At 53.1% G+C, this 21436-nt stretch carries 19 protein-coding genes; 4 read left to right on the top strand and 15 right to left on the bottom strand.

Going from position 1 to position 21436, the window contains the following annotated elements; genetic code table 11:
• Positions 1 to 145: 145 nt before the first annotated feature.
• From ACT3TY_RS07980 to ACT3TY_RS07965, 4 genes are all read right to left on the bottom strand, one after another.
• A complete protein-coding gene (locus ACT3TY_RS07980) occupies positions 146 to 610 on the bottom strand; it encodes a hypothetical protein (RefSeq protein ID WP_087107520.1) in 465 nt (154 codons plus the stop codon).
• Between the two features lie 92 nt (positions 611 to 702).
• The gene (locus ACT3TY_RS07975; RefSeq protein WP_087107522.1) at positions 703 to 1164 is read right to left on the bottom strand and encodes a DUF6586 family protein; all 462 of its coding nucleotides are present in this window, start codon (positions 1162 to 1164) and stop codon (positions 703 to 705) included.
• Positions 1161 to 3788: a type I DNA topoisomerase gene (gene topA, locus ACT3TY_RS07970; protein ID WP_442353352.1), complete on the bottom strand. Its 2628-nt coding sequence runs from the start codon at positions 3786 to 3788 to the stop codon at positions 1161 to 1163. The genes ACT3TY_RS07975 and topA overlap by 4 nt, the downstream gene beginning before the upstream one ends.
• A 305-nt stretch (positions 3789 to 4093) precedes the next feature.
• Positions 4094 to 6466: a DUF3141 domain-containing protein gene (locus ACT3TY_RS07965; protein ID WP_444627847.1), complete on the bottom strand. Its 2373-nt coding sequence runs from the start codon at positions 6464 to 6466 to the stop codon at positions 4094 to 4096.
• Positions 6467 to 6703: 237 nt separating this feature from the next.
• On the opposite strand from ACT3TY_RS07965, the gene ACT3TY_RS07960 reads away from it, so the two are divergent.
• Positions 6704 to 7690, top strand: a complete 987-nt coding sequence (locus ACT3TY_RS07960) for a LysR family transcriptional regulator (RefSeq protein WP_172118374.1) — start codon at positions 6704 to 6706, stop codon at positions 7688 to 7690.
• 167 nt (positions 7691 to 7857) lie between these two features.
• Complete coding sequence (gene lipA, locus ACT3TY_RS07955) at positions 7858 to 8910, top strand: lipoyl synthase (protein WP_441679469.1); 1053 nt, start codon at positions 7858 to 7860, stop codon at positions 8908 to 8910.
• A 122-nt stretch (positions 8911 to 9032) separates the two neighbouring features.
• Here lipA and lipB read toward each other — a convergent pair whose 3' ends face one another.
• From lipB to ACT3TY_RS07900, 11 genes are all read right to left on the bottom strand, one after another.
• A complete protein-coding gene (lipB, locus tag ACT3TY_RS07950) occupies positions 9033 to 9683 on the bottom strand; it encodes a lipoyl(octanoyl) transferase LipB (protein WP_444627846.1) in 651 nt (216 codons plus the stop codon).
• The gene (locus ACT3TY_RS07945; protein WP_193053132.1) at positions 9684 to 9995 is read right to left on the bottom strand and encodes an HP0495 family protein; all 312 of its coding nucleotides are present in this window, start codon (positions 9993 to 9995) and stop codon (positions 9684 to 9686) included.
• Positions 9996 to 10050: 55 nt separating this feature from the next.
• The gene (locus tag ACT3TY_RS07940) at positions 10051 to 11250 is read right to left on the bottom strand and encodes a D-alanyl-D-alanine carboxypeptidase family protein (protein WP_441679484.1); all 1200 of its coding nucleotides are present in this window, start codon (positions 11248 to 11250) and stop codon (positions 10051 to 10053) included.
• 58 nt (positions 11251 to 11308) lie between these two features.
• Positions 11309 to 12292 (bottom strand): septal ring lytic transglycosylase RlpA family protein, encoded by a 984-nt coding sequence (locus ACT3TY_RS07935; RefSeq protein WP_444627845.1) that lies wholly within the window; start codon positions 12290 to 12292, stop codon positions 11309 to 11311.
• The gene (gene mltB / locus ACT3TY_RS07930) at positions 12289 to 13257 is read right to left on the bottom strand and encodes a lytic murein transglycosylase B (RefSeq protein WP_444627844.1); all 969 of its coding nucleotides are present in this window, start codon (positions 13255 to 13257) and stop codon (positions 12289 to 12291) included. Before mltB ends, ACT3TY_RS07935 begins: the two co-directional genes overlap by 4 nt.
• A 103-nt stretch (positions 13258 to 13360) precedes the next feature.
• On the bottom strand, positions 13361 to 14521 hold the full coding sequence (gene rodA / locus ACT3TY_RS07925) for a rod shape-determining protein RodA (protein WP_441679475.1): 1161 nt from the start codon (positions 14519 to 14521) through the stop codon (positions 13361 to 13363).
• Between the two features lie 3 nt (positions 14522 to 14524).
• Positions 14525 to 16432 carry a penicillin-binding protein 2 gene (gene mrdA / locus ACT3TY_RS07920; protein ID WP_444627843.1) on the bottom strand — a complete coding sequence of 636 codons (1908 nt, stop codon included), beginning with the start codon at positions 16430 to 16432 and terminating at the stop codon, positions 14525 to 14527.
• Positions 16433 to 16502: 70 nt separating this feature from the next.
• On the bottom strand, positions 16503 to 16970 hold the full coding sequence (gene rlmH, locus ACT3TY_RS07915; protein WP_193053137.1) for a 23S rRNA (pseudouridine(1915)-N(3))-methyltransferase RlmH: 468 nt from the start codon (positions 16968 to 16970) through the stop codon (positions 16503 to 16505).
• Positions 16967 to 17353: a ribosome silencing factor gene (gene rsfS / locus ACT3TY_RS07910; protein WP_193053138.1), complete on the bottom strand. Its 387-nt coding sequence runs from the start codon at positions 17351 to 17353 to the stop codon at positions 16967 to 16969. Before rsfS ends, rlmH begins: the two co-directional genes overlap by 4 nt.
• Before the next feature lie 78 nt (positions 17354 to 17431).
• Complete coding sequence (gene nadD / locus ACT3TY_RS07905) at positions 17432 to 18091, bottom strand: nicotinate-nucleotide adenylyltransferase (protein ID WP_441679478.1); 660 nt, start codon at positions 18089 to 18091, stop codon at positions 17432 to 17434.
• A 46-nt stretch (positions 18092 to 18137) separates the two neighbouring features.
• Positions 18138 to 19445 (bottom strand): glutamate-5-semialdehyde dehydrogenase, encoded by a 1308-nt coding sequence (locus ACT3TY_RS07900; RefSeq protein WP_441679480.1) that lies wholly within the window; start codon positions 19443 to 19445, stop codon positions 18138 to 18140.
• A 198-nt stretch (positions 19446 to 19643) separates the two neighbouring features.
• On the opposite strand from ACT3TY_RS07900, the gene ACT3TY_RS07895 reads away from it, so the two are divergent.
• Entirely contained in the window at positions 19644 to 20492 is an 849-nt protein-coding gene (locus ACT3TY_RS07895; RefSeq protein ID WP_444627842.1) for a hypothetical protein, read from the top strand.
• On the top strand, positions 20489 to 21415 hold the full coding sequence (locus tag ACT3TY_RS07890; RefSeq protein ID WP_444627841.1) for a diguanylate cyclase domain-containing protein: 927 nt from the start codon (positions 20489 to 20491) through the stop codon (positions 21413 to 21415). The genes ACT3TY_RS07895 and ACT3TY_RS07890 overlap by 4 nt, the downstream gene beginning before the upstream one ends.
• Positions 21416 to 21436 lie beyond the last annotated feature (21 nt).

Here is a 21436-nt window from a genome sequence, read left to right as displayed (position 1 = left end):
AAAACAGGTTAGCTCAGCACTGGCCAACTAAGCATTTCTTGAAGGTGTTATACCTTATATACACCGCGTCTGTCAGCGATTTTGAGAACAATTTAACCATGTGGACACGCCAAGCCCTGCCAATGAAACGCTATTCAACGCAGCGCTAAATATCGTCAAACTTTTGCATACTGCTGACAAGCTTACGAATTTCTGCTTCGTGCCCCTCTGCCAGCGCATTAAAAAACTCTGCTTCTGGCGGTATAGCAGCTCTGGAAGCGCGATGCTCATAGAGTTCTTGAAGCTTTCGATTGGACTCAACAGCCATGCGCGCTATTTCATCGACTGAATTCCATTCAGACTTTTCCGTAAAGCGCTCAAGCTCAGGTGGCTGGGGAAACTCACTTGACTCATCAAACCAGGTCTCCAACACGTCTCTATGGTCATAACCATCATGAAACAAGTCATCAAGCCCTTTCTGCATCCGAAGCTCTCGGCTAGCTAGATAAGTCAGCACCATGCTCAAACGCTCATTATCTGTCCTATCAGCCGCTTCGCTGTACTGACGAGCCATACGCTCGTGAAAACCTTCAGCCCATACGACTAAGTCCTTGACCTGGTTGTAGCGCATCCGCGTCTCCTTTTCAGTCGTTCTATCATCTCGGCAACATTATGCTGCTGTATGAGCGTAGCCGGTCAGGATAGATTCGTCATGAGGCATGCTTACCACTCCTGGCTTGTCTCCCTTAGAGCGGCTATTTCCCGCTTTGCATCGCTTACGTAATCAAGCAATTGTTCCCTCAAGCTTTTCTGGCTCCCCATGGCGATCATAGCGGGATTAGTGACGGTGCGTCGTGCAGCCCCGTCGCTGCTGTGCAACTGCTCTAATTTGAACGCCAGCCAGTTTAGCCAACTACCCGGCTCGCGCCTCACATCGCGCAACCGCTGAAGCTCTGCCATGGGCGGACCATCAAGGGCTAATAACTCACGCCAGGCATGGTTTTCCAGACGAGCATGTTCGGTGACTTCTTTCAGCAGCGAACATAACGCCAGTTCAAACAGGGCCAAGGCGCTCTCTTCGAGCGCCATTTGACGAGCGACCGCATGCTCATCCTCACCAACAGGCATACTTACCAGCAGCTCGGCCTGATAGAGCAGTTGATTAGTACGGGAGCGGTCGCTCATTTACGCTTGTCCTCTACGTGCCATTTGCCTGCATCGAACGTTGCTTTCCACCCTGTGGCTTTGCCTTCTTCATCGGTCATCACGTACTGCTCTTTGCTTTTACGCGAAAAACGAATTTGAGTTGGGCGGCCGTCCGGGTCTTCACTGGGCGCTTTGAGAATGAAGTGATACTTCTCAGGCAACTCGTCAGCATGAGCTTTCAGCTCCTTCACCAACGGCGGACGCGTTTCACGATTTTTGGGGAATTTACTGGCCGCTAAAAACAGGCCGCTTGCCCCATCGCGCAATACGTAGTGGTCATCCACTTTCTGACAGGCAAGTTCCGGCATCGGAATCGGGTCCATCTTGGGCGGCGCCACTTCACCACTTTTCAATAGCTTGCGAGTGTTTTTACACTCGCTATTGGTACAGCCAAAGTACTTGCCAAAGCGGCCGGACTTAAGCTGCATTTGTGAACCGCACTTATCGCATTCGATAACCGGGCCGTCGTAGCCTTTGATCTTGAACTTGCCCTGCTCTATTTCATAACCATCACAGTCAGGGCTATTACCGCAGATATGCAGCTTGCGGGTTTCATCAATCAGGTAGTTATCCATTGCCGTGCCGCACTTATCGCACCGATGCTTGGCACGCAAGGCGTTGGTTTCGGCCTCTTCACCGGCATCTGCCGCTACTGCTTCCTCACCCGGGATCAAATCGATCGTGGTTTTGCAGCGCTCTTTGGGTGGCAGGTTATAGCCACTGCAACCTAAAAACACCCCAGTAGACGCGGTACGAATCTGCATCTTGCGGCCACACGAGGGGCAGTCAATATCGGTTGGCACGGGCTGGTTGGGGCGCATCCCGTCATCGCTTTCTGCCTTGGCCAGCTCTTCACGAAATTCACCATAGAAGGCATCGAGTAGCGCTCGCCAGTTGCGTTCGCCTTCAGCGACCTCATCCAGGCTATCTTCCATACGTGCGGTAAAAGAGAAGTCCATCAAGTCAGGAAACGACTCTTTCAGGCGCTCGGTAACGATATCCCCCAGCTTCTCGGCATAAAAACGCCGATTTTCCAGCTGCACGTAGCCGCGATCCTGGATCGTCGAAATTATCGACGCATAGGTAGAAGGACGGCCAATCCCTTGTTTTTCAAGCTCTTTAACCAGGCTTGCCTCGGTATAACGCGCCGGGGGCTTGGTGAAGTGCTGCTGAGGGTCCAGCGTTTCCATCGCCATCGGCGTGCCTTTGGGCAAATCGGGCAGCGTCTGGTCTTCATTTTTACCGCTCGGCTTCATGACCCGCGTATAGCCGTCAAACTTCAGAACACGTCCTTTAGCGCGTAGGTCGTAGCCATCCACTTCAACGCTCAATGTGCTCGACAGATATTCGGCCGGCGTCATCTGGCAGGCGACGAACTGACGCCAGATCAACTCATACAAACGCTCAGCATCGCGTTCCATACCCACTAAATCGGTTGCCTTGCGCTCAACGCTGGATGGGCGAATCGCTTCGTGAGCTTCCTGAGCGCTCTCTTTGCTGCTATAGCGATTGGGCGCCTCGGGCAGGTAGCGCTCGCCGTACTCGCTGCCAATAAACTCACGCGCACTTTCAACCGCATCTTTCGAGAGGTTGGTGGAGTCGGTACGCATATAGGTGATATAGCCCGCTTCATACAACCGCTGGGCCATGGTCATGGTTTTCTTGACCGAGAAGCCCAGGCGCCCACTGGCCGCCTGCTGCAGCGTAGAGGTAATAAACGGCGCCGTTGGTTTGGAGCTGGTCGGCTTATCTTCACGCGAGGTAATCGCAAGCTTTGCATTACGCAACGCCGCAATACGCGACATCGTGTCTTGCTCAGACGTTGGCTTGAACGCCTTGCCATCCTGCTTGGCGAGCACAAAGCGTACCAGTTCGCCGTCTGGTGAGACTAAATCCGCGTGCACATCCCAAAACTCTTCAGGAATAAACGCGCGAATATCCCGCTCGCGCTCAACAATGAGGCGCACCGCAACCGACTGAACGCGGCCAGCGGAGAGGCCACGGGCCACTTTGGCCCACAGCAGCGGCGACAGCATAAAGCCCACCACGCGGTCCAAGAACCGCCGCGCCTGCTGAGCTTCTACACGAGGAATATTGAGCGCACCAGGGGCTTTAAACGCATCCTGAATCGCATTTTTAGTAATTTCGTTAAAGACCACACGCTTATAACGGCTGTCGTCTCCACCAATGGTTTCCCGCAAGTGCCAAGCAATGGCTTCCCCTTCGCGGTCCAAATCCGTTGCCAGGTAAACGGCGTCTGCCTTTTCAGCAAGCTTCTTTAACTCAGCCACTACCTTTTCTTTGCCCGGCAGCACTTCATACTGGGCTTCCCAGCCGTTGTTGGGATCAATACCCATACGCCGAATTAACTGATCGTGGCTCTTGCGCTTTTTATACTCTGCCTTCTCTTCCGCCGACATTTTACGTGTTGCCGCGGCTTGGCGAGCGCGCTCCTTGGGGTCGGAAGCAGCCTTGCCCGAGCCGCTGGTCGGCAGGTCACGAATGTGACCCACGCTCGACTTGACGATGAAATCGTTGCCGAGATACTTATTAATCGTCTTCGCTTTCGCTGGCGACTCGACGATGACCAGTGACTTGCCCATAGTGCTCCACTTTTCTATTGCTTGGGCCGAGAGCCCGCGCTCTGAATACGGTACCGCATGGTTTTGAGTTTGCGGCGTTATTTCACTCGCCGAGACAAACATACGGATGAAAAAATGCGCCTACCCTACCCCAGGCCTCCACTTAGCGCCAGTGTCAACCGAACAGTAGTGAGAAAAGCTTACTTTTTTATACCGAAGTAGCTAGACACTAGACTGACGTTACGAGATCAGCAACCTACTATTTCTTTCATAAGCAGAACGCCCCTACGGTAAAGTAGAGGCGTTCTTTTTCAATCAGGATCCGATTAACGTTTGCGGGAGACCTTGCCTTGGCTCACTGACGTGTCGGTCTTTTTGGCCTCACTCGGTGGGCTCTCAACCGTGGTTGCCTTATTGACGGCCGTTTTTTTGACCGCAGGCTTGGCCGGACGTGCTTTATCAAACAACGCTTTTACCTGTACAAAACGTTCTGCCGCGTGTTCAGTAAGCTCACCGCTTGCTGCAAACACCTGCTCCAGGTTTTTAATATAGCCATCAATCGCACTGTTGCTTTCACCGGCCAGTAACTCAGGTAGCGTATTCAGCGCCCTTTCACGATCAAGTTTTAAAATAAAGAATTGCTCGCGCACCAAGCGCTTGAATTCGCAAAGCTCGATGTCTGACTCAAGCTTCGTCCTTGTGGCACGTAACTGCTTGAAGTTGCGCTCATCGGTGGAGGGTGCTCCACCCAACACGTAGATTAATGAACGCATAATCGCTTCATGCGCGCCCCCTTGAGCAATGCGCTTACCTAACTCTTCCCGGCGCCGCGCCAGGAAGCGACGATGCTCAGGCTCAGCGCCCGGCCTCCGACGGTGTACATGCGCATCACCATAAAGCCCGACAGCCGCCTGTAGCAGTGGCTGGCCATAGACATCCATAAACAGACGCTCTGTACTGCTATCACGCAGATCGCGCCAGGCACTCAATGCGGCGACGATCTGGTCAGAGTGCATCGTCTCTAGCGCTTTAAAGAGATTGTCTGGACCAATTTCCTGACGGTTCTTGCGTATTGCTTCCGCCATTACCGGCAGGGGGACAGATAAAGGATTGCGGTCCGACAGCAGCTTGTAGCCCAAGCGGATAGGATGCATACGCCGAATAAAGCGCGCTGCTTCTGGCGTCATTATGGCCTGCAACCAGGGCTGCACATACAAACGATACAAGCCCAAATTTATCTCGGAAATTCGGGCAACCGTCGCGAAACGCCGGTCATCGTCCGCATCATGCTGCACTTCACGATCCAGCTCTTCAAAGTTACGCGGCGTAAATTCCAATAAGTAGTCACGCTCGTACAGCGCGGCATCGCTACCCTCTGGCGCCTCGGTAACCGAGGTTTCATACAGCCCCGGTGGCAGCACATCGATGTAGTCCATATTGGCGGTAAACTCAGAGTGCTCTTTGCGGGATACGCTGCCGGATACAAAGATCCCCAAATGGCCGGTCGTATCATGCATGCAGTAGACGATGGTTTGGTCGTTGGCGATGATATCGTCGGTATCTTCGTATAAATCACGGATCCAGCCCAGCGCCTGAGGGGGCGGGGTAATGTCGTCACCACGCGAACAGAACACCACCACCGGTGAACGTAGATTACGCAGATCAATCCGCCGCCCGTCACGGGTTACCAGTTGGGCCGTCGACAGCCGGTTACCGACAAATAAATTATCGACGATGTACTGGATTTCTTCGCCACCCAGAACCACGTGCCCGCCCCACCAGCGCTCAAAATCAAGATAACGCTCAGTTTCTGTGTCGATGTTAGCGTACAGGTGGTACTGCTTTTTCCAGTACGTATTGGCAGGATTCAAGCGCTCAAAGTTTTGCACCAACCAAGCGCCATCGAATAAGCCGTTACCCATATCACTGGTGAATGCGGTGATCCAGCTCCCCCCCGTCATGCCGCCGGTATAACGCATGGGCGCATTGCCATGCTCCCCCGCCCAGTAAGAGAGCGGCGCCCCCGCGATCAAGATAGGCCCAAAAACGTCCGGCTCAAGTGCGGCCGCCATCATCAACTGCCAGCCCGCTTGGCAATTGCCTACCACCATGGGCTTTTCGCTTATATCAGGATGCAGCTCAATCACATGGCGTAGAAAAGCAACTTCTGCCTCGACAACGTCCTCAACCGTTTGCCCCGGTTCAGGGAAGGGCAAGAAGCCGATAAAGTAGCAAGGGTGCCCTGCTTTTAACGCCACGCCTAACTCACTGTCAGGCTTAAAGCCACCAATACCAGGACCGTGCCCTGCACGCGGGTCAACCACCACGAACGGGCGCTTGCGGGGGTCAGTGACGGTATCTTCAGGGGGCAATACACGCAGCAATTCATAGTTGGTCGGCTGGGCAAGCGTGCGACCATCAAGCAGCACTTCGGTTTTAAACCCAAGCACACTCGGCTTGGTTTGTTCCATGTGCTCCAGATACTGGTTGCCACGCTCACGCATTACATCCCAATAGAGCACGCTACGCTCAACGCTATCTCGCCAGTAATCGGCCGCGGCACGTCCAAACCCAAAGGGGTCCATGAAAGAGGACAGCGTCTCACTGCCCGGTAGCAGCGTGGAGGAGTCGTTTGACTGCCCCCAAAAGGTACGTGTTAACGAGTTAGCGGTAAGCAAAGGGTTGGCGAGAAAATTCATAGAGTCTCCCTAGGGTGAATGCGCTGGCGATCAACCTAAAAACCATGATGCTGCGATGCAATATAGCTTAAGCCACTTCTCAACAGACGTCGATGGGTAACACCACTGATTTACCGCAAGCGCTGCAAACTAGCGACACGGCAGGCATAAACAGTGGTAGCATTTTTAGGCAGCGTTAGTCATTCGTCGCGCTCGCCGTCTTATTCGCCGCCGGAGGGCAATTCTCTTGAGGTTGTTATGTCATCCCCTAAGCTGCTCAATCGCCTAACGTTTCGTCAATTACAAGTCTTCCAGGCGGTATATCGCCAACGCTCTTACTCACGCGCAGCAGAACAGCTAGGGCTTACCCAACCCGCCGTCAGCGCTCAGATACGCCAACTGGAGCAGGCACTTGGCCAGCCGCTGTTTAAATATGCGGGAAAAACGCTGCATGTGCTGCCTGCCGCCGATACGCTGGCGCTATCAACAAGAGAAATCTTTAGCCAGCTCTCCCGGTTGCAGATGAACCTGTCAGACATCAATGGAAAAATTTCCGGGGAGCTCAACCTGGCCGCCGTGTCGTCAGCGCAGTATATCGTGCCGTATATACTGGCCCGCTTTCGCGCAAGCTACCCTGATATTCATGTGCGCTTAAAGGTGTGTAACCGTAGCCAGGCGCTTGAGCGCTTGGCCGAACAGCAAGATGACTTGGTGATTATGGCCATGGTGCCCGAGGATGATCGCTTAGTCGTGACGCCCATCATCGATAATGAACTAATAGCAGTGGTATGGCCTGACCACCCTTTACTCGCCATGCTGACGCCTACTCTGGCTGATTTTTCCCGCCATTATGTGTTAATGCGCGAGCCAGGCTCCGGCGTGCGCAATGCCTTTGAACAGCTTGCTGCTTATCAAAAAGTCGCGCTGCCGCATCGTATTGAACTCGGTACTAACGAAGCCATCAAGCAAGGGGTTATGGCGCATTTAGGCGTGGCCGTGCTGCCACGGCTTGCCGTACAGCTAGAGCTTGAGCAGGGTCTTTTGTTTGAACTTCCGCTACCGGATTTTCCCATTCGCCGAGCATGGTGCACGGTTTATCGCCTTGAACGCTTTCCCACACCTGTGGCTGAGCTTTTCATGCGGTTTATTCGCGAGCATGTCACTGAGTATCAAGACTACTTTGCAGCATCTCCTAGCCCCTTACCAAGCCACGGTGTTGCCTGTTTGCCCATGCCTGTAAGCTAAGTTGACGGTGTCTTGTTAATCACCAGATATGTTACATTACACCTACTACCTATGTATTAATTAGTAATCTGTTAATTGGCAACGTATTAATCGGCATGATTGGGGGGCAAGCGCTTAAGTTTCTATGATAAGCCTTGCCTGCCGCACAGTAGAGAGGCTCTATTCCTATGAGCAACAACCCCACACAGCGTGTACCCAGCGGCCAGAAATTCCGTAATGAACACGGCACAACGGCGATCAAGGATGGCATGAAGGTGCGCAGCGCGCAGGCTGAAGCCCCGTCTCTTGAACGCAAGCCCAAATGGCTGCGCGCTCAAATTCCCGGTGGCGAGCGCTTTGAAGCCGTTAAGCGCAATGTCTCTGAGCATCGTCTAAGTACCGTCTGTGCTGAATCACACTGCCCTAACATGGGCGAGTGTTGGAGCAATGGAACTGCCACCATCATGCTGATGGGGTCTGTGTGTACCCGCGCATGCCGTTTCTGCGCCGTTGATACGGGCAACCCCAAAGGCTGGCTGGACCACGAAGAGCCCGAAAACACCGCCAAGTCCGTCGAATTAATGGGGCTTCGCTATATCGTCCTAACATCGGTTGATCGCGATGATCTGGACGATGGCGGTGCGAGCCATTACGCAAGCTGTATCCGTGCTATTAAAGCGCGTACACCAGACGTGGTCGTTGAAGCGCTGACGCCTGACTTCGATGGTGAACACGCAGCCATTGAGAGCGTTGTGGATTCGGGCCTTGAAGTGTTTGCGCAAAATGTCGAAACCGTTGAACGCCTGACCAGCCGGGTTCGCGACCCCCGTGCAGGCTATCGTAAAACACTCGACGTTCTGGCCTACGCGAAAAAGCATCGCCCCGATGTCATTACCAAAACCAGTATTATGCTGGGCCTTGGCGAAACCGATGAGGAGATCCTGCAAACGTTTGATGATCTTCGTGAAATTGGTGTCGATATTGTGACACTCGGCCAGTACCTGCGCCCCACGAAAAACCACTTGCCGGTTGAGCGCTGGGTAAGCCCTGAAGAGTTTGATCGCTACCGTGTGCTAGGGCTTGAAAAAGGCTTTATGGAAGTGCCTTCTGGCCCGCTGGTTCGTTCAAGCTATCGCGCTGACCGAGTGTTCGAAAAGAACAACCTCGGGCTGGCCTCACCGGCAGCGATCCCCGGCCAGGAGTCTGACCCTAATATTATTCCCGCCCTAAATGTAGGCTGAAACAGAATTAAGCACGGGCTTGATCAGAGTAAGTTTAAAACAAGAAGCCGCCACGAATATTAACTATCGCGGCGGCTTCTTTTTATGTACTACCATTGTCTGCTCTATAGAAACCACTGCGATTAGCCGATAGTCACCAGCTCTCTGTTTAACTTTAGTGCCAGCGCAGATGCCAGTTGTTGGCCTACGTAATGCTCATTAGGCAAAGCAACAAGATCAGCCAAGCGAGTGACCGCCATACCTGCGTAGCCACAGGGATTGATGCGCTGAAAAGCAGAAAGGTCTCCATCCACATTCAACGCGACGCCGTGGTAACTGGCTCCCCGCCGAATTCGCAAACCCAACGACGCTATTTTGGCCTCGCCCATCGGGCTTTTGACATACACACCCGGTGCATCTGGGCGCGCATGTGCACTGACGCCATAGTCGGCTAACACCGTAATGACTGCATTTTCCAGTGCAGACACCAGGTCACGCACGCCTATTTTACTGCGCCGAACATCCAATAGCGGATACAGCACTATCTGCCCTGGGCCATGATACGTTACTTGCCCACCACGGTCGGTTTGCACCACCGGTATGTCGCCTGGCATCAATAGATGTTCAGGTTTGCCTGCCTGCCCTTGGGTGAAGACAGCGTCATGCTCTACCAGCCAGAACTGATCCGGCGTCTCACTGTCACGAGAATCCGTCAAGGCGCGCATTTCTTCCCAAACGGGCAGATACGGCCTGCGACCCAAGCAGTGCAGCTCAACAGGTGCAGAACGACTCACTCACACCACCATATGAACACGGCCAGTGGCTTTTAGCTCTTCAAACAGCTGGCTAATTTGCTGCTCGCTGGTCGCATTAATCGTGATGCGAACGGATTGAAAACGACCGTTTCGACTATCCACCACTTGCAGCGTCGATTCATCAAAATCCGGTGCGTGACGCACCACGATTTGACAAACACAAGCCGTAAAATCCTCAGCAGCATCACCCACTATTTTTAAAGAGTAGTCACAAGGAAAAGTGATCTTGGGGGTTTCTTCTGCCACCGGCTCGCGCAGGTCTCGAAATCCCTTTTTCGTATCCTTAGTCATAACGCGCCTTTTATTGAAGGTAAAAAAGGCCCAGGACGCACCTGAGCCAAATCACTTAGTCAGTGAAGTTCGCAATTAAACCGCTGAAGAAGCGCTGAACCTGATCAAAAAGGCGTTTAAACAGCCCGCCCTCTTCCACATTTTCAAGCGCTACCAACTGGCGTTCGCCAACCATCTCTTCACCCAAGTAGACCTCTAGCGTGCCCACATCATCACCTACCGCAATAGGTGCTTGTAAATCAGAGTGTAGATTAAGACGAGCACGCAGCTCTTCATTACGGTTACGCGGAAGGGTCATAAACACTTCTTCATCCACCCCCGCACGCAATTCGTTAATGTCACCACCCCAAACACGCGGCGTTGCAAGCACAGCACCACGCTCGTAGAGGTTCATGGTTTCGTAGAAACGAAAACCATAGCTTAAAAGCTTCTGAGTTTCCTGTGCGCGCGCTTCATCCGAATTGGTGCCCATCACAACCGAAATAAGCCGCATGCCATCGCGCTCAGCTGACGACACCAGGCAGTAGCCCGCAGCATCTGTCCAACCCGTTTTCAAACCATCTACTGACGGGTCACGCCACAACAGGCGGTTACGGTTGGGCTGATCAATTCCACCATAGGAAAAGTGGCGCTGCGAGTAGATCGCATAGTGTTCAGGGTAATCATTGATGATATGACGTGAAAGTCGCGCCAAGTCATGCGCTGTTGAATAGTGATTATCAGAAGGAAGACCCGTTGCATTTTCAAAGTGGGTATTTTCCATCCCCAGTCGAGCCGCATGCTGGTTCATTAAGTCAGCAAAAGGAGCCTCCCCACCAGCCAAGTGCTCTGCCATAGCCACGCTGGCATCGTTACCTGACACAATAATAATGCCGTGCAGCAACTCCTCGACGGGGACCTGGTTACCCACTTCAATAAACATTTTTGAGCCACCAGTCCGCCAGGCATTTTCACTGACATTGACCAGATCATCCAATGCGATGGTATCGCGATCCAACTCACGCTCGACAAGGTAGGCGGTCATGAGCTTGGTCAAGCTTGCAGGCGCCAAGCGTTCGTCTGCGTTGTGTTCAACCAGAATTCGCCCGCTATTGGCATCCATTAAAATCCAGGAACTGGCAGCGAGCTGCGGGGCGGCTGGAATAATCGTTTGCGGCTGAGGTATGACTTGAGCCGCAGCAGGCAACGCAACAGCCGTCATGGCCGCAAACAAACATAATTGGGCAGAGCGGCGAATCGACACGAATACATTCATCACTAACATCTCACTTGCAAGAAAGTGGCGCTAAGCACCAAAGAATATAAAAAATGAATTATCTCACGATAAAAACTTGAGGAAACCCCGCTTGACGAAGCGCTTCCCGGGCCTGGGTCTCTTGAGCCGGTGTTACTGGCCCCACCTGCACACGATGCACGTTAGCCTCATTCATTACACGAACGCTGTGAGGCAATTCGTCTGTCAATCGCTGGCTAAGCTTACGAGCGCTATCAGCGCTTCCCAGCGCAGCAATCTGAAGGTAATAGCCGCCTGAAACCTCACCCTCAGAGGGGTTATTAGAGGACACAGACGGGGCTGTTTGCGGTACGGCTGCAGGCGCACGTTGCGTAGCGGCTGACGATGCGGACTCGGCAACGGGCGCAGCACTCGCGGGCGCCCCGCCGCGCTCAGCTAGCCAACGATCAGGCTCAATGGCCTCGACTTTTACTCGTCCTGTACCATTATCCAATATACCCAACCGGGCGGCGGCTGCGTATGAAAGATCTATCTCTCTATCGCTATGAAAAGGACCACGGTCGTTAACACGGACAATCACTGACTGCCCGCTGTCCAGGCTGGTAACGCGTGCAAAGGTGGGCAACGGTAGCGAGCGATGCGCCGCCGACATTTTATACATGTCGTAAATCTCGCCATTTGAGGTCGCATAGCCATGAAATTTTTCGCCGTACCACGAAGCTAAACCTTGCTTGGCATAGCCAGAAGCATCCGGCATTACATGGTACTTTTCACCCCATACTTCATAGGTTGGACGGTTGCCTCCTGCAGAACGCGGTTCATTACGTGGTACAGCATCCGGCACGGTGGATACATCCGGCGGCGCAACAGGATACGCATCCCCATGCATGGCATAGCGCCCACCTCCACTGGCAGTAGTACTTGCGGCGGGTGCAGCAGCGTCAGGGTGAGTTTGAGATGGCGTAGCAACGCGCTGAGCTTCACGGTTCGCGCAACCGCTTACCACTATTATCAAGGCGATCATACTGCCTACTTGCCAGGTCCTTGGTTGCAACATGCTCATCCTTGTTCCTCAGCCTGCTGTTGAATGGCCTCAGCTAACTCTGTCACTGCCATGGCGTATAAATGACTGTGGTTATAGCGTGTAATAACATAAAAGTTGTTTTCACCCAGCCGATAGCGTAGCTGTCCATCATCCATCTCAAACACCAAGGGCATCACAAACAAGGTATCAGTAAGCGCTTCTTGCGGTTCAATCCCTTGCTGGGCTGTCTCGGCCACACTCATGGTCGGCGAAGACGTTTGGTTAAACGTCAGCGCTTGGGGCAACACTTCCGGTCCCGTTGCTTCATGATAAATGGCACCATTGTGCCGCCAGCCATGCTCAGCAAAATAATTCGCGACGCTACCGATGGCATCCACTGGGTTTTCCCATAAATCACGAATGCCGTCATCGTCAAAATCAACGGCATAGGCCTGGTAACTAGTGGGAATAAATTGAGGATATCCCATTGCGCCTGCATACGAGCCATAAAGTTCAGCCGGGTCGACCTTTTGCTCATAGGCGATCTGTAAAAAGGCGGCTAGCTCACCTCGGAAAAAATCCCCTCGACTGGGGTGATAAAACGCCAGCGTAGCCAGTGAATCCAGCACGCGATGGCGCCCTTTATGGCGGCCATAGTACGTCTCTACGCCAATAATGGCGGTAATAACATTACCCGGCACGCCATAAACATCTTCCGCACGTGCCAGGGTCTCAGCGTGTGCTTGCATAAAGGCAGCGCCCTCTTCGATACGCTGCTCAGTTAAAAATATATCGCGATACTCGTGCCACTTTAAGCGGCGCTCTGCCGCGCCTTCCATGGCATCCAGCACCGCTTGAGAATATGCGGCTTGAGAGAAAGCATCACGTAACCACGCTTCCGGTATGCCTTGGGCGATTAACTCATCTACCAATACCTGGGTGCGTTCATTATGTTGCAGGTCCACCCCTTCCGCCGAATGCTCCTCAGCGAATACGGCAGGCATCGAACACGCTATTAGCGCGGCAACAAGGCAACTGCCAGCTTTATTTCGGGCCCTTTTTATCAACTCACCACTCCTTTGAAAACACACCGTCCTGACTGAAATACTAACGTGGCAATAGCCGACGATGGGCATGAATAGACATGAGAATACCGAACCCTGCCAACAAGGTCACGCTAGAGGTGCCGCCATAACTCACCAAGGGCAGCGGCACGCCTACCACGGGTAAAATACCGCTAACCATCCCCACGTTGACAAACACATAAATGAAAAAGGTGAGAATGATACTACCGGCAAAAAGACGTCCAAACGTATCCTGTGAAGAAGCCGCCAACCAAATACCGCGACCTACGATCATCAAGTAAAGCGCCAATAAAACCAGCATCCCGATAAGCCCAAACTCTTCACCCAATACGGCAATAATAAAATCAGTATGCCGCTCAGGCAGAAATTCAAGCTGCGACTGCGTGCCCCCCAGCCACCCCTTTCCCCATAGCCCTCCACTACCAATGGCCGTGGTTGACTGAATAATATTCCAACCCGAGCCTAGTGGGTCGCTTTCTGGATCAAGAAAGGTTAATACCCGCTGACGTTGGTAAGTGTGCATGTTCATCCACAAAAGCGGCACGCACGCAGCCAACAATCCACCAACAAATCCAATCAAGCGCCATGAAAGACCCGCGAGCAAAACCACGATGACAGCCGCACTGGCCACCAGTAACGATGTACCCAGGTCCGGCTGAATAGCGGTCAATACAACCGGCACACCAATGATCACCGCGCACACCACAATATCCTTTAATCGCGGTGGAAGCTGGCAACGATTCAAATAGGCAGCCACCATTAACGGAACCGCTAGCTTCATCATCTCTGAGGGCTGAAATCGGATAACGCCAGGGATCTCAAGCCAGCGCTTAGCCCCCATGCCAATATCACCGGCAATTTCCACTGCCAATAACATGATGACCCCTGCGCCATAGGCAAAGGGTGCCCAGCGTAAAAACGTGGTCGGTGACAGCTGCGCCAATAATGCCATCACTGCCAGCGCAACGCCAAACCGCATCGCCTGAGCGATTACCGACTCAATACGCTGGCCAGACGCACTATATAAAACCAGTAGGCCACCCACCATTAAGACCAATAAAAGGCCTAATAACCAAGGGTCAATATGGATGCGTTCCCAAATACTTTTACGTCGCGCGATACCGCTATCGGGCGGTCGAACGGGATAACGACGCAATGGGCGGGTAAGCGTCTGCCAGGGCATAGGTCAGTTCCCCTCCACTTGAGCGGTATCTTCTTCCAACACGTCGCGTACATCATCTGCGTCAGGCGCTTCATCTTTTAAAAGCCATGCATCGGTCATGGCGCGCGCCAAATGCGCTGCATGGGTACTGCCGCCGCCCGCATTTTCAACGATAACCGACACGGCAATTTGGGGGGAATCAACCGGCGCAAACGCTACAAACAAGGCGTGATCTCTCAAGCGTTCCTCAAGCTCATCGGCGTTATAGCGCTGGTCCTGGCCCAAAGAAAACACCTGAGCCGTTCCCGATTTGCCGCCCATTCGATACTCAAGGCCAACGCCAGTCCGCCGTGCAGTGCCTTCGCTACCGGTGAGCACTTTCTCCATACCGCTAAATACCCGGTCCCACCAGGCATCATTTTCCAGCTGAATATCGTCCAGCGTGTCGGGTAAATCTTCACGAAGCAGCGTATCGCCCACCTGGAGAGCTAAGCGGGGTTTTACCCAGTGGCCCCGGTTGGCAAGCGTTGCCGTTGCGCTTGCCAGTTGCAAGGGCGTTACTTGCCAGTAACCTTGGCCAATACCTACTGACAAGGTTTCGCCGGGATACCACGGCTGGTTAAAACGCTCCCGTTTCCATTCGCGAGACGGCATCAGCCCAGTGCTTTCCCCCTGAACATCGTAGGCGACTCGTCGCCCGAATCCGAACCCATTCATCCGTTCATGCAGATTATCGATACCTAAATCATGGGCCAATGTGTAGTAGTAAGTATTATTAGAGACTGCTAATGAACGCTCTAAATCCACACGACCGTGCCCCCAGCGCAACCAGTTCCGGTAACGTCGGGAGTCATTAGGCAGTTGATAATAGCCTGGGTCGCTAATCGTGCTGTCTGGGGTAATAACCCCCTCAGCCAGTCCCGCGAGGGCTAAAAAGGGTTTAATGGTCGAACCTGGTGGATAGTGGCCACGAATAGAGCGGTTAAAAAGAGGTAAATCCAAGTCGTTCTGCAAGCCGCGATAGGAGGCGACATCGATCCCGGTCACAAACTGGTTGCTGTCAAATCCAGGCGTCGACACCATGGCCAGAATCTCGCCCGTTGCAGGCGCAATAGCGACGATCGACCCACGCCGCCCATCCATTAACTCGTAGGCAAGCGTTTGTAGCGACTTATCAATTGTCAGCGTTATGTTCTTCCCAGGCACTGGATCGGTGCGGCCCAGCTCTCTTAATACTCGCCCTCGGGCGTTGGTTTCGACTTTACGCAGGCCTGCTTCGCCATGAAGCTCCTCTTCATAGAAGCGTTCAATGCCGGTTTTACCAATAAAGTGGGTGCCGGCATAACGGCCGGCATCCAAATTTTGCAGCTCATCAACATTAATACGCCCTACATAGCCCAGCGTATGGGCCATAACGTTTGAATCGGGATAGTAACGTAGCAGTTGGGCTTCGACTTCAACGCCTGGCAGGCGGTGGCGATTAATCGCGAGCCGAGCAATTTGGGCTTCACTCAAATCGCTCATTAAGAGCGCAGGTTGGAAAGGACGCTGTCGTTGGCGTGAACGTACGTTAAAGGCCTCGATATCTTCTTCTGGCAGTTCCAGCAATTCCACTAACAGGGCCAGCGTTGCATCAAGGTCATCAACACGCTCACGCACCAGCGTCAGGTTATAAGTAGGCCGGTTTTCAGCTAACAGCACACCATTTCGGTCATAAATCAAACCTCGATTAGGTGGCAGCGGCTCAACACGCACACGGTTTTTTTCTGACCGCGTGGTGTAAATTTCATGTTGAACAATTTGTAAGTAGCCTAAACGCCCTACCAGAAGACCGGTAAGCGTTATAACGACCAGAACGGCAAGAAGTGTTCTGACACGAAAAATGCGCAACTCTTGCTCAGAATTTTTTAGCGTGTCACGGCGCTGGGGCATGGCAACAGATGACTCTCAAATCAGACGATTGACGCAACACAGCCAACAAATACCACCACCTTTTGAGCCGTTAACGGTGGTAGGGGTGACCAACTAATAGCGTCCAGGCACGATAAAGCTGCTCGGCCAGCATGATACGAACTAACGGGTGCGGCAGCGTTAACGGTGACAATGACCACGCTTTATCGGCTATCGCAGAGAGGGAAGGTTCAAGACCATCAGGCCCACCGACCAGCAATACAATATCGCGGCCCTCCATACGCCAGCTATCCGCTTCCTGGGCCAGTTGTTCGGTTGTCCAGGGTTTGCCTTTTACTTCCAGCGCAACCAGATACTCATCACCCCGCAGTTTATCGCGAATGCGTTGAGCCTCTTGAGCACGCGCTTTGGCAATATCTGCATTTTTACCGCGCTGGCCAAGCGGGATTTCTTCTATTTCAAGGCTGAAATCCCGAGGGAGCCGTTTACGGTAGGTTTCAATGCCCTCTTCAACCCAAGCAGGCATTTTCGTACCTACCGCCAACAGCCTTATTCTCATGACATCGTGGCTCGCTCTTCAAAAAGCGTGCGTGCCTCATCCGTCATGCTTGCATCGCTAGGCAGGTCTGCCCAGAGGCGTTCAAGGTCATAAAGTGCACGGGCTTCCGGCATCATGATATGAACAACAATGTCACCCAGGTCGACCAATACCCAATCCGCATTATCACCGCCTTCAACACCGCGCGGCGCAAGACCGGCTGCCTTGGCTTTTTCTACGACGTTTTGCGCAAGTGCCGCAACATGCCGGGTAGACGTACCACTAGCAATCAACATAAGGTCGGTAACCTCAGTTAAGCTGGAAACGTCCAGTTGAGTGATATCGCGTGCTTTAAGGTCTTCTAACGCATCAAGCGCTAGGCTTTTCAGTGTATCGATGTGCATGACTCCTGCAGATAACCTCGTATGGTGTTCGGCTAGCAAAGCGGGCCATTGTAACGGCTTCTTGCGTGACTACCAGCGCTATTCAACGTCCTGGTAAAAGCCTTTATGTAAAATGGCCTCTTCAACCGCTTCCGGGAGCAAATACCGAACGCTTTTTCCCTCACGCAGCCGCTGACGAATATAGGTCGCTGAAATTGCCATCATCGAAGGGAGCGACAGCAGTAAAACGCCACCGCTGGGGCGCTGCATCAGCGAGTCCACGCCTTCGACTTCACGTTGTCCTACCAGTTCCCTTAATTCATCAGACCAGGGTGTTTGATAGCCAGGCCTAGCCATCACTACCAAGTGAGCGAGGGAAAACAACGTGTCAACCTGCTGCCACTGAGGAAGGCGTAAAAAGGCATCAAACCCAATCACCATGACTAAACGTGCCTGTTCACCATATTCAGCCCTCAGTTCAGCAAGCGTATCAACGCTGTAGGATGGCCCTTCGCGGCGCAGCTCACGGTTATCCGCGTAAAGCCCAGGCGTAGTGCCAATCCCGGCTTGTAACAACGCCATTCGTTGCTCTGCCGACACTTGTGGTGCACCACGTAAAGGTGGTTTTGGCGCCGGTATCATATGCAACTGGTCAAGGCCCAATGCTTCTCGCACTTCCAAAGCACTGCGCAAATGGCCATGGTGAATAGGGTCAAATGTCCCTCCCAGCATGCCTGCTTTTATGGGTACTGAATTCATATCGACCTACCACTCATAGCGCTGCAAAACTCATAGCGTACACGCCTTATTGGCGAACCTGGCCATCGCCGAATACAACGTATTTACGCGTGGTAAGGCCTTCCAACCCCACCGGCCCTCGTGCATGCAGCTTATCGGTCGAAATGCCAATTTCAGCACCTAACCCATACTCGAACCCATCGGCAAAGCGGGTTGAGGCATTCACAATCACAGAGCTTGAGTCCACCTCGGCCATAAAACGGCGCGCCAGAGAGTAGTCCTGGGTCACAATAGCGTCGGTATGGTGCGAGCCATAGCGCTCAATATGCGCAATCGCCTCTTCCACGCCATCCACTATTTTGATCGCTAATACCGGAGCAAGATATTCGGCGTACCAATCTTCCTCGGATGCCGCCAAGGCCTGAGGAAGCAGCGCTTGAGTGCGTTCACAGCCTCGTAGCTCAACCTCATGTCCTGCGTAAGCCCGCGCCAGCTCTGGCAACAGCAAATCAGCCACTGGCGCATCAACCAGAAGTGTTTCCATGGTATTGCAGGTGCCGTAACGGTGCGTTTTAGCATTGACCGCGATAGCCAAGGCTTTAGCTGGATCCGCCGTGGTATCAATATAGACGTGACAAACACCATCAAGGTGCTTGATAACGGGCACTGTAGCGTCACGCGAGATTCGCTCAATCAGCGATTTCCCACCACGCGGAATAATGACATCCACGTAATCAGGCATGCTGATCAATGCGCCGACAGCGGCACGGTCGGTCGTCGCCACCACCTGAACGCAGTTAGCAGGCAGCCCCACATCCAGCAGTCCTTGCGTAATGCATTCGCCAATGGCTTGATTGGACGCGCTCGCCTCTGACCCGCCGCGTAAAATGCAGGCATTGCCCGATTTTAAGCACAAACTGGCCGCTTCAAGCGTTACATTGGGGCGTGATTCGTAAATGATGCCAATGACCCCTAAAGGCACGCGCATTTTGCCTACCTGGATGCCACTGGGACGGTAGCTCATATCGTCTATCTCACCCACCGGGTCAGGCAAGGCGGCCACTTGACGCAGCCCTTCAATCATCGCATCAAAACGGGCGTCATCAAGCGCCAAGCGGTCAAGTAACGCACTATCCAGACCATTTTCCTTACCGCGCTGCATATCCTGAGCGTTGGCGTCTAAAATACGCGCGCGAGCCGTCATCAGCTGCTGCGCTATTGACTCAAGGGCACGATTTTTAATGCCGGTATCGGCACGACGTAGCTCACTTGCGGCTGAACGAGCTGCCTTTCCAAGCGCCTGCATGTATGCGGGAACATCACCGGCGGTGAGTTGCTGTTGAGCCTCATCTTGTAAGGGCGTTGAAACGCTCATGCTGTCTCCCTTTATCATCATGCACGCCGCCATCATTTTATCTGGTCAGGCGCGTCGTAATTGTGTCCAGTAATAGGCAATATATTACGCTACTTAAACGTTATAATGAGCATTTTAAGTTTCACACTTGGTCCTGTCACCGCTGATTAGACGACGGGGAACGTACATGGAGTTCGTGAAGGCGAATAGTAAGCCACCATGCAAAGCAAATACAAAATTCACTTGCTTAGAGCCAATTTACTCGCCGCAGCGGCTGCACTAGCGTTCTGGACGTTGGGCGCACAGCCCATGGCCATCCTGCTGCTTTGGCTCTCCGTCAGTTGGCTTTGCATTACGGCGCTGCTTCTGGACTTTAGTCATCGTCACTCCAGAGGGCTGCCCTGGCAAGTGCTGCCGGGCTTATTACTGCTGGGATTAATTGCCAGCGCACCAGAACAGCATGATATGTTGATCTGGGCGTGGGCGGCTATATTCATACTACCCCAGGCGCGCTGGATTCTTGTACTTAATGCCATGGCCGCACTACTTAGCGGCGCCTTAATAGCGCCACAATTGTCCTTTCCAGCCGGGGGGCTAATAGTGCTGTTATTGGGCATACTGTGCTTACTGGCGGTTTCTAGCGCACGCCAATTGGTTGATATGAATGGGGCTATCGGCCAGCGTTTGCGGCTTATCCCAAAGGTTAATCTTTGGGCTGGCGAACAGTTGCTGCGCGATCTTCCTCGTGAGCAAACCCGTTCTGAGCGCGAGGCTATCTACGCAGAGCTATTTATATTGCAGGTTAAGCGGCGCCAGCTTTGGCCCACCGCAAAAAAGCTTTGTGAGCTAACCTACTCCTTTGAGAACACCTATCGTCTGAATAGCACAACGCTTGCCGCCTTGATGCTTTCTCGCTCGCCACAAGAAGCCACACGCCGTCGCAAGCAGCTCCAAGCAGCACTTCCTGAAAATGTGGTGAGCCATCATGAGCCGCTAATGGATATTGAGTCTTCAACCTTAACGCTTGAACACCTCTGCAATACCCCCAAGACGCTGGGTTCCTCATGAACAGCTATCCGTTCTCCAAGCGGCTAATGATCATCACTTACAGTACCAGCCTGGTAGTAATGATGGGGTACGCGTTATGGCTCTATAAAATGGGCAGCTACCAGAGCTTATGGGTACCCGCGTTTGTTACCCTGGTGCTATTAGCGGCCCTACTGATGCATTTAGGGCAGGGATTAAAGGGATACATATCTCAAATACTGCTGGTAGGCAGCACCTACCTCACGGTATTAAGTACGCTTTCTATCTCTAACGCATCAGCCATCTGGCTTGGCCTACCCATCACCTCTGCTTTTATACTCTTACCCCTTTGGCTTGCCTTGGTGCTGACGGGGGTGCTTGGCCCCCTTGTCTGGTTGTTTATCTCTCACCCGACACCTGAGCCACCCTTCTATCTCGGCTATGTTATTTTGCTTTTACTGCTGGCCCTCCCTCGATGGGAGCATGCTCGCCGCCGCGCATTACTACAGGCCACCGACCCCTATGATTGTCACTGTCGCGCCTACAACTACGAAACGCTAAAGGAGCGCTTAAACAACGAATTTCAGCGTGCTGCCATGCTTAACAAGCGCTTAGCGGTACTGGTCATTCACCTGCCACAGCTGGATATGGCCGAAGAGCAGTTCGGCTCTCGAGCTAAAATCGCGCTACTTGATACACTGTGTAGCGAAGTGATAGGTCGCTGCCGTGATCATGACATATTGGGGCGCGCTGGCGAGGCCACCTTCTGGCTGGTGCTGCCCGACACCAGCGAAAGCGGTGCGCTGCTGGTTCGTGAGCGGCTACAGCATGCACTTTCCCAGTGTGTATTGGTTGAAACCGGTCATCTTGAAGCCCGCATTGCAGCTTGTTTGCCTCATAAAGAGAGCTTCGAGCGCTATATACAACGCCTGCACGCCCGTGCTCATGCGCTGGCAAACGGATGACAGCGTATCGCCCTTCAAGGA

Source organism: Halomonas sp. AOP22-C1-8 (genome assembly GCF_052378905.1).
GTDB lineage: Bacteria > Pseudomonadota > Gammaproteobacteria > Pseudomonadales > Halomonadaceae > Vreelandella > Vreelandella citrativorans.
Note: the sequence above shows the minus strand (reverse complement) of the source record. Positions and strands in the feature narration are given on the sequence as shown.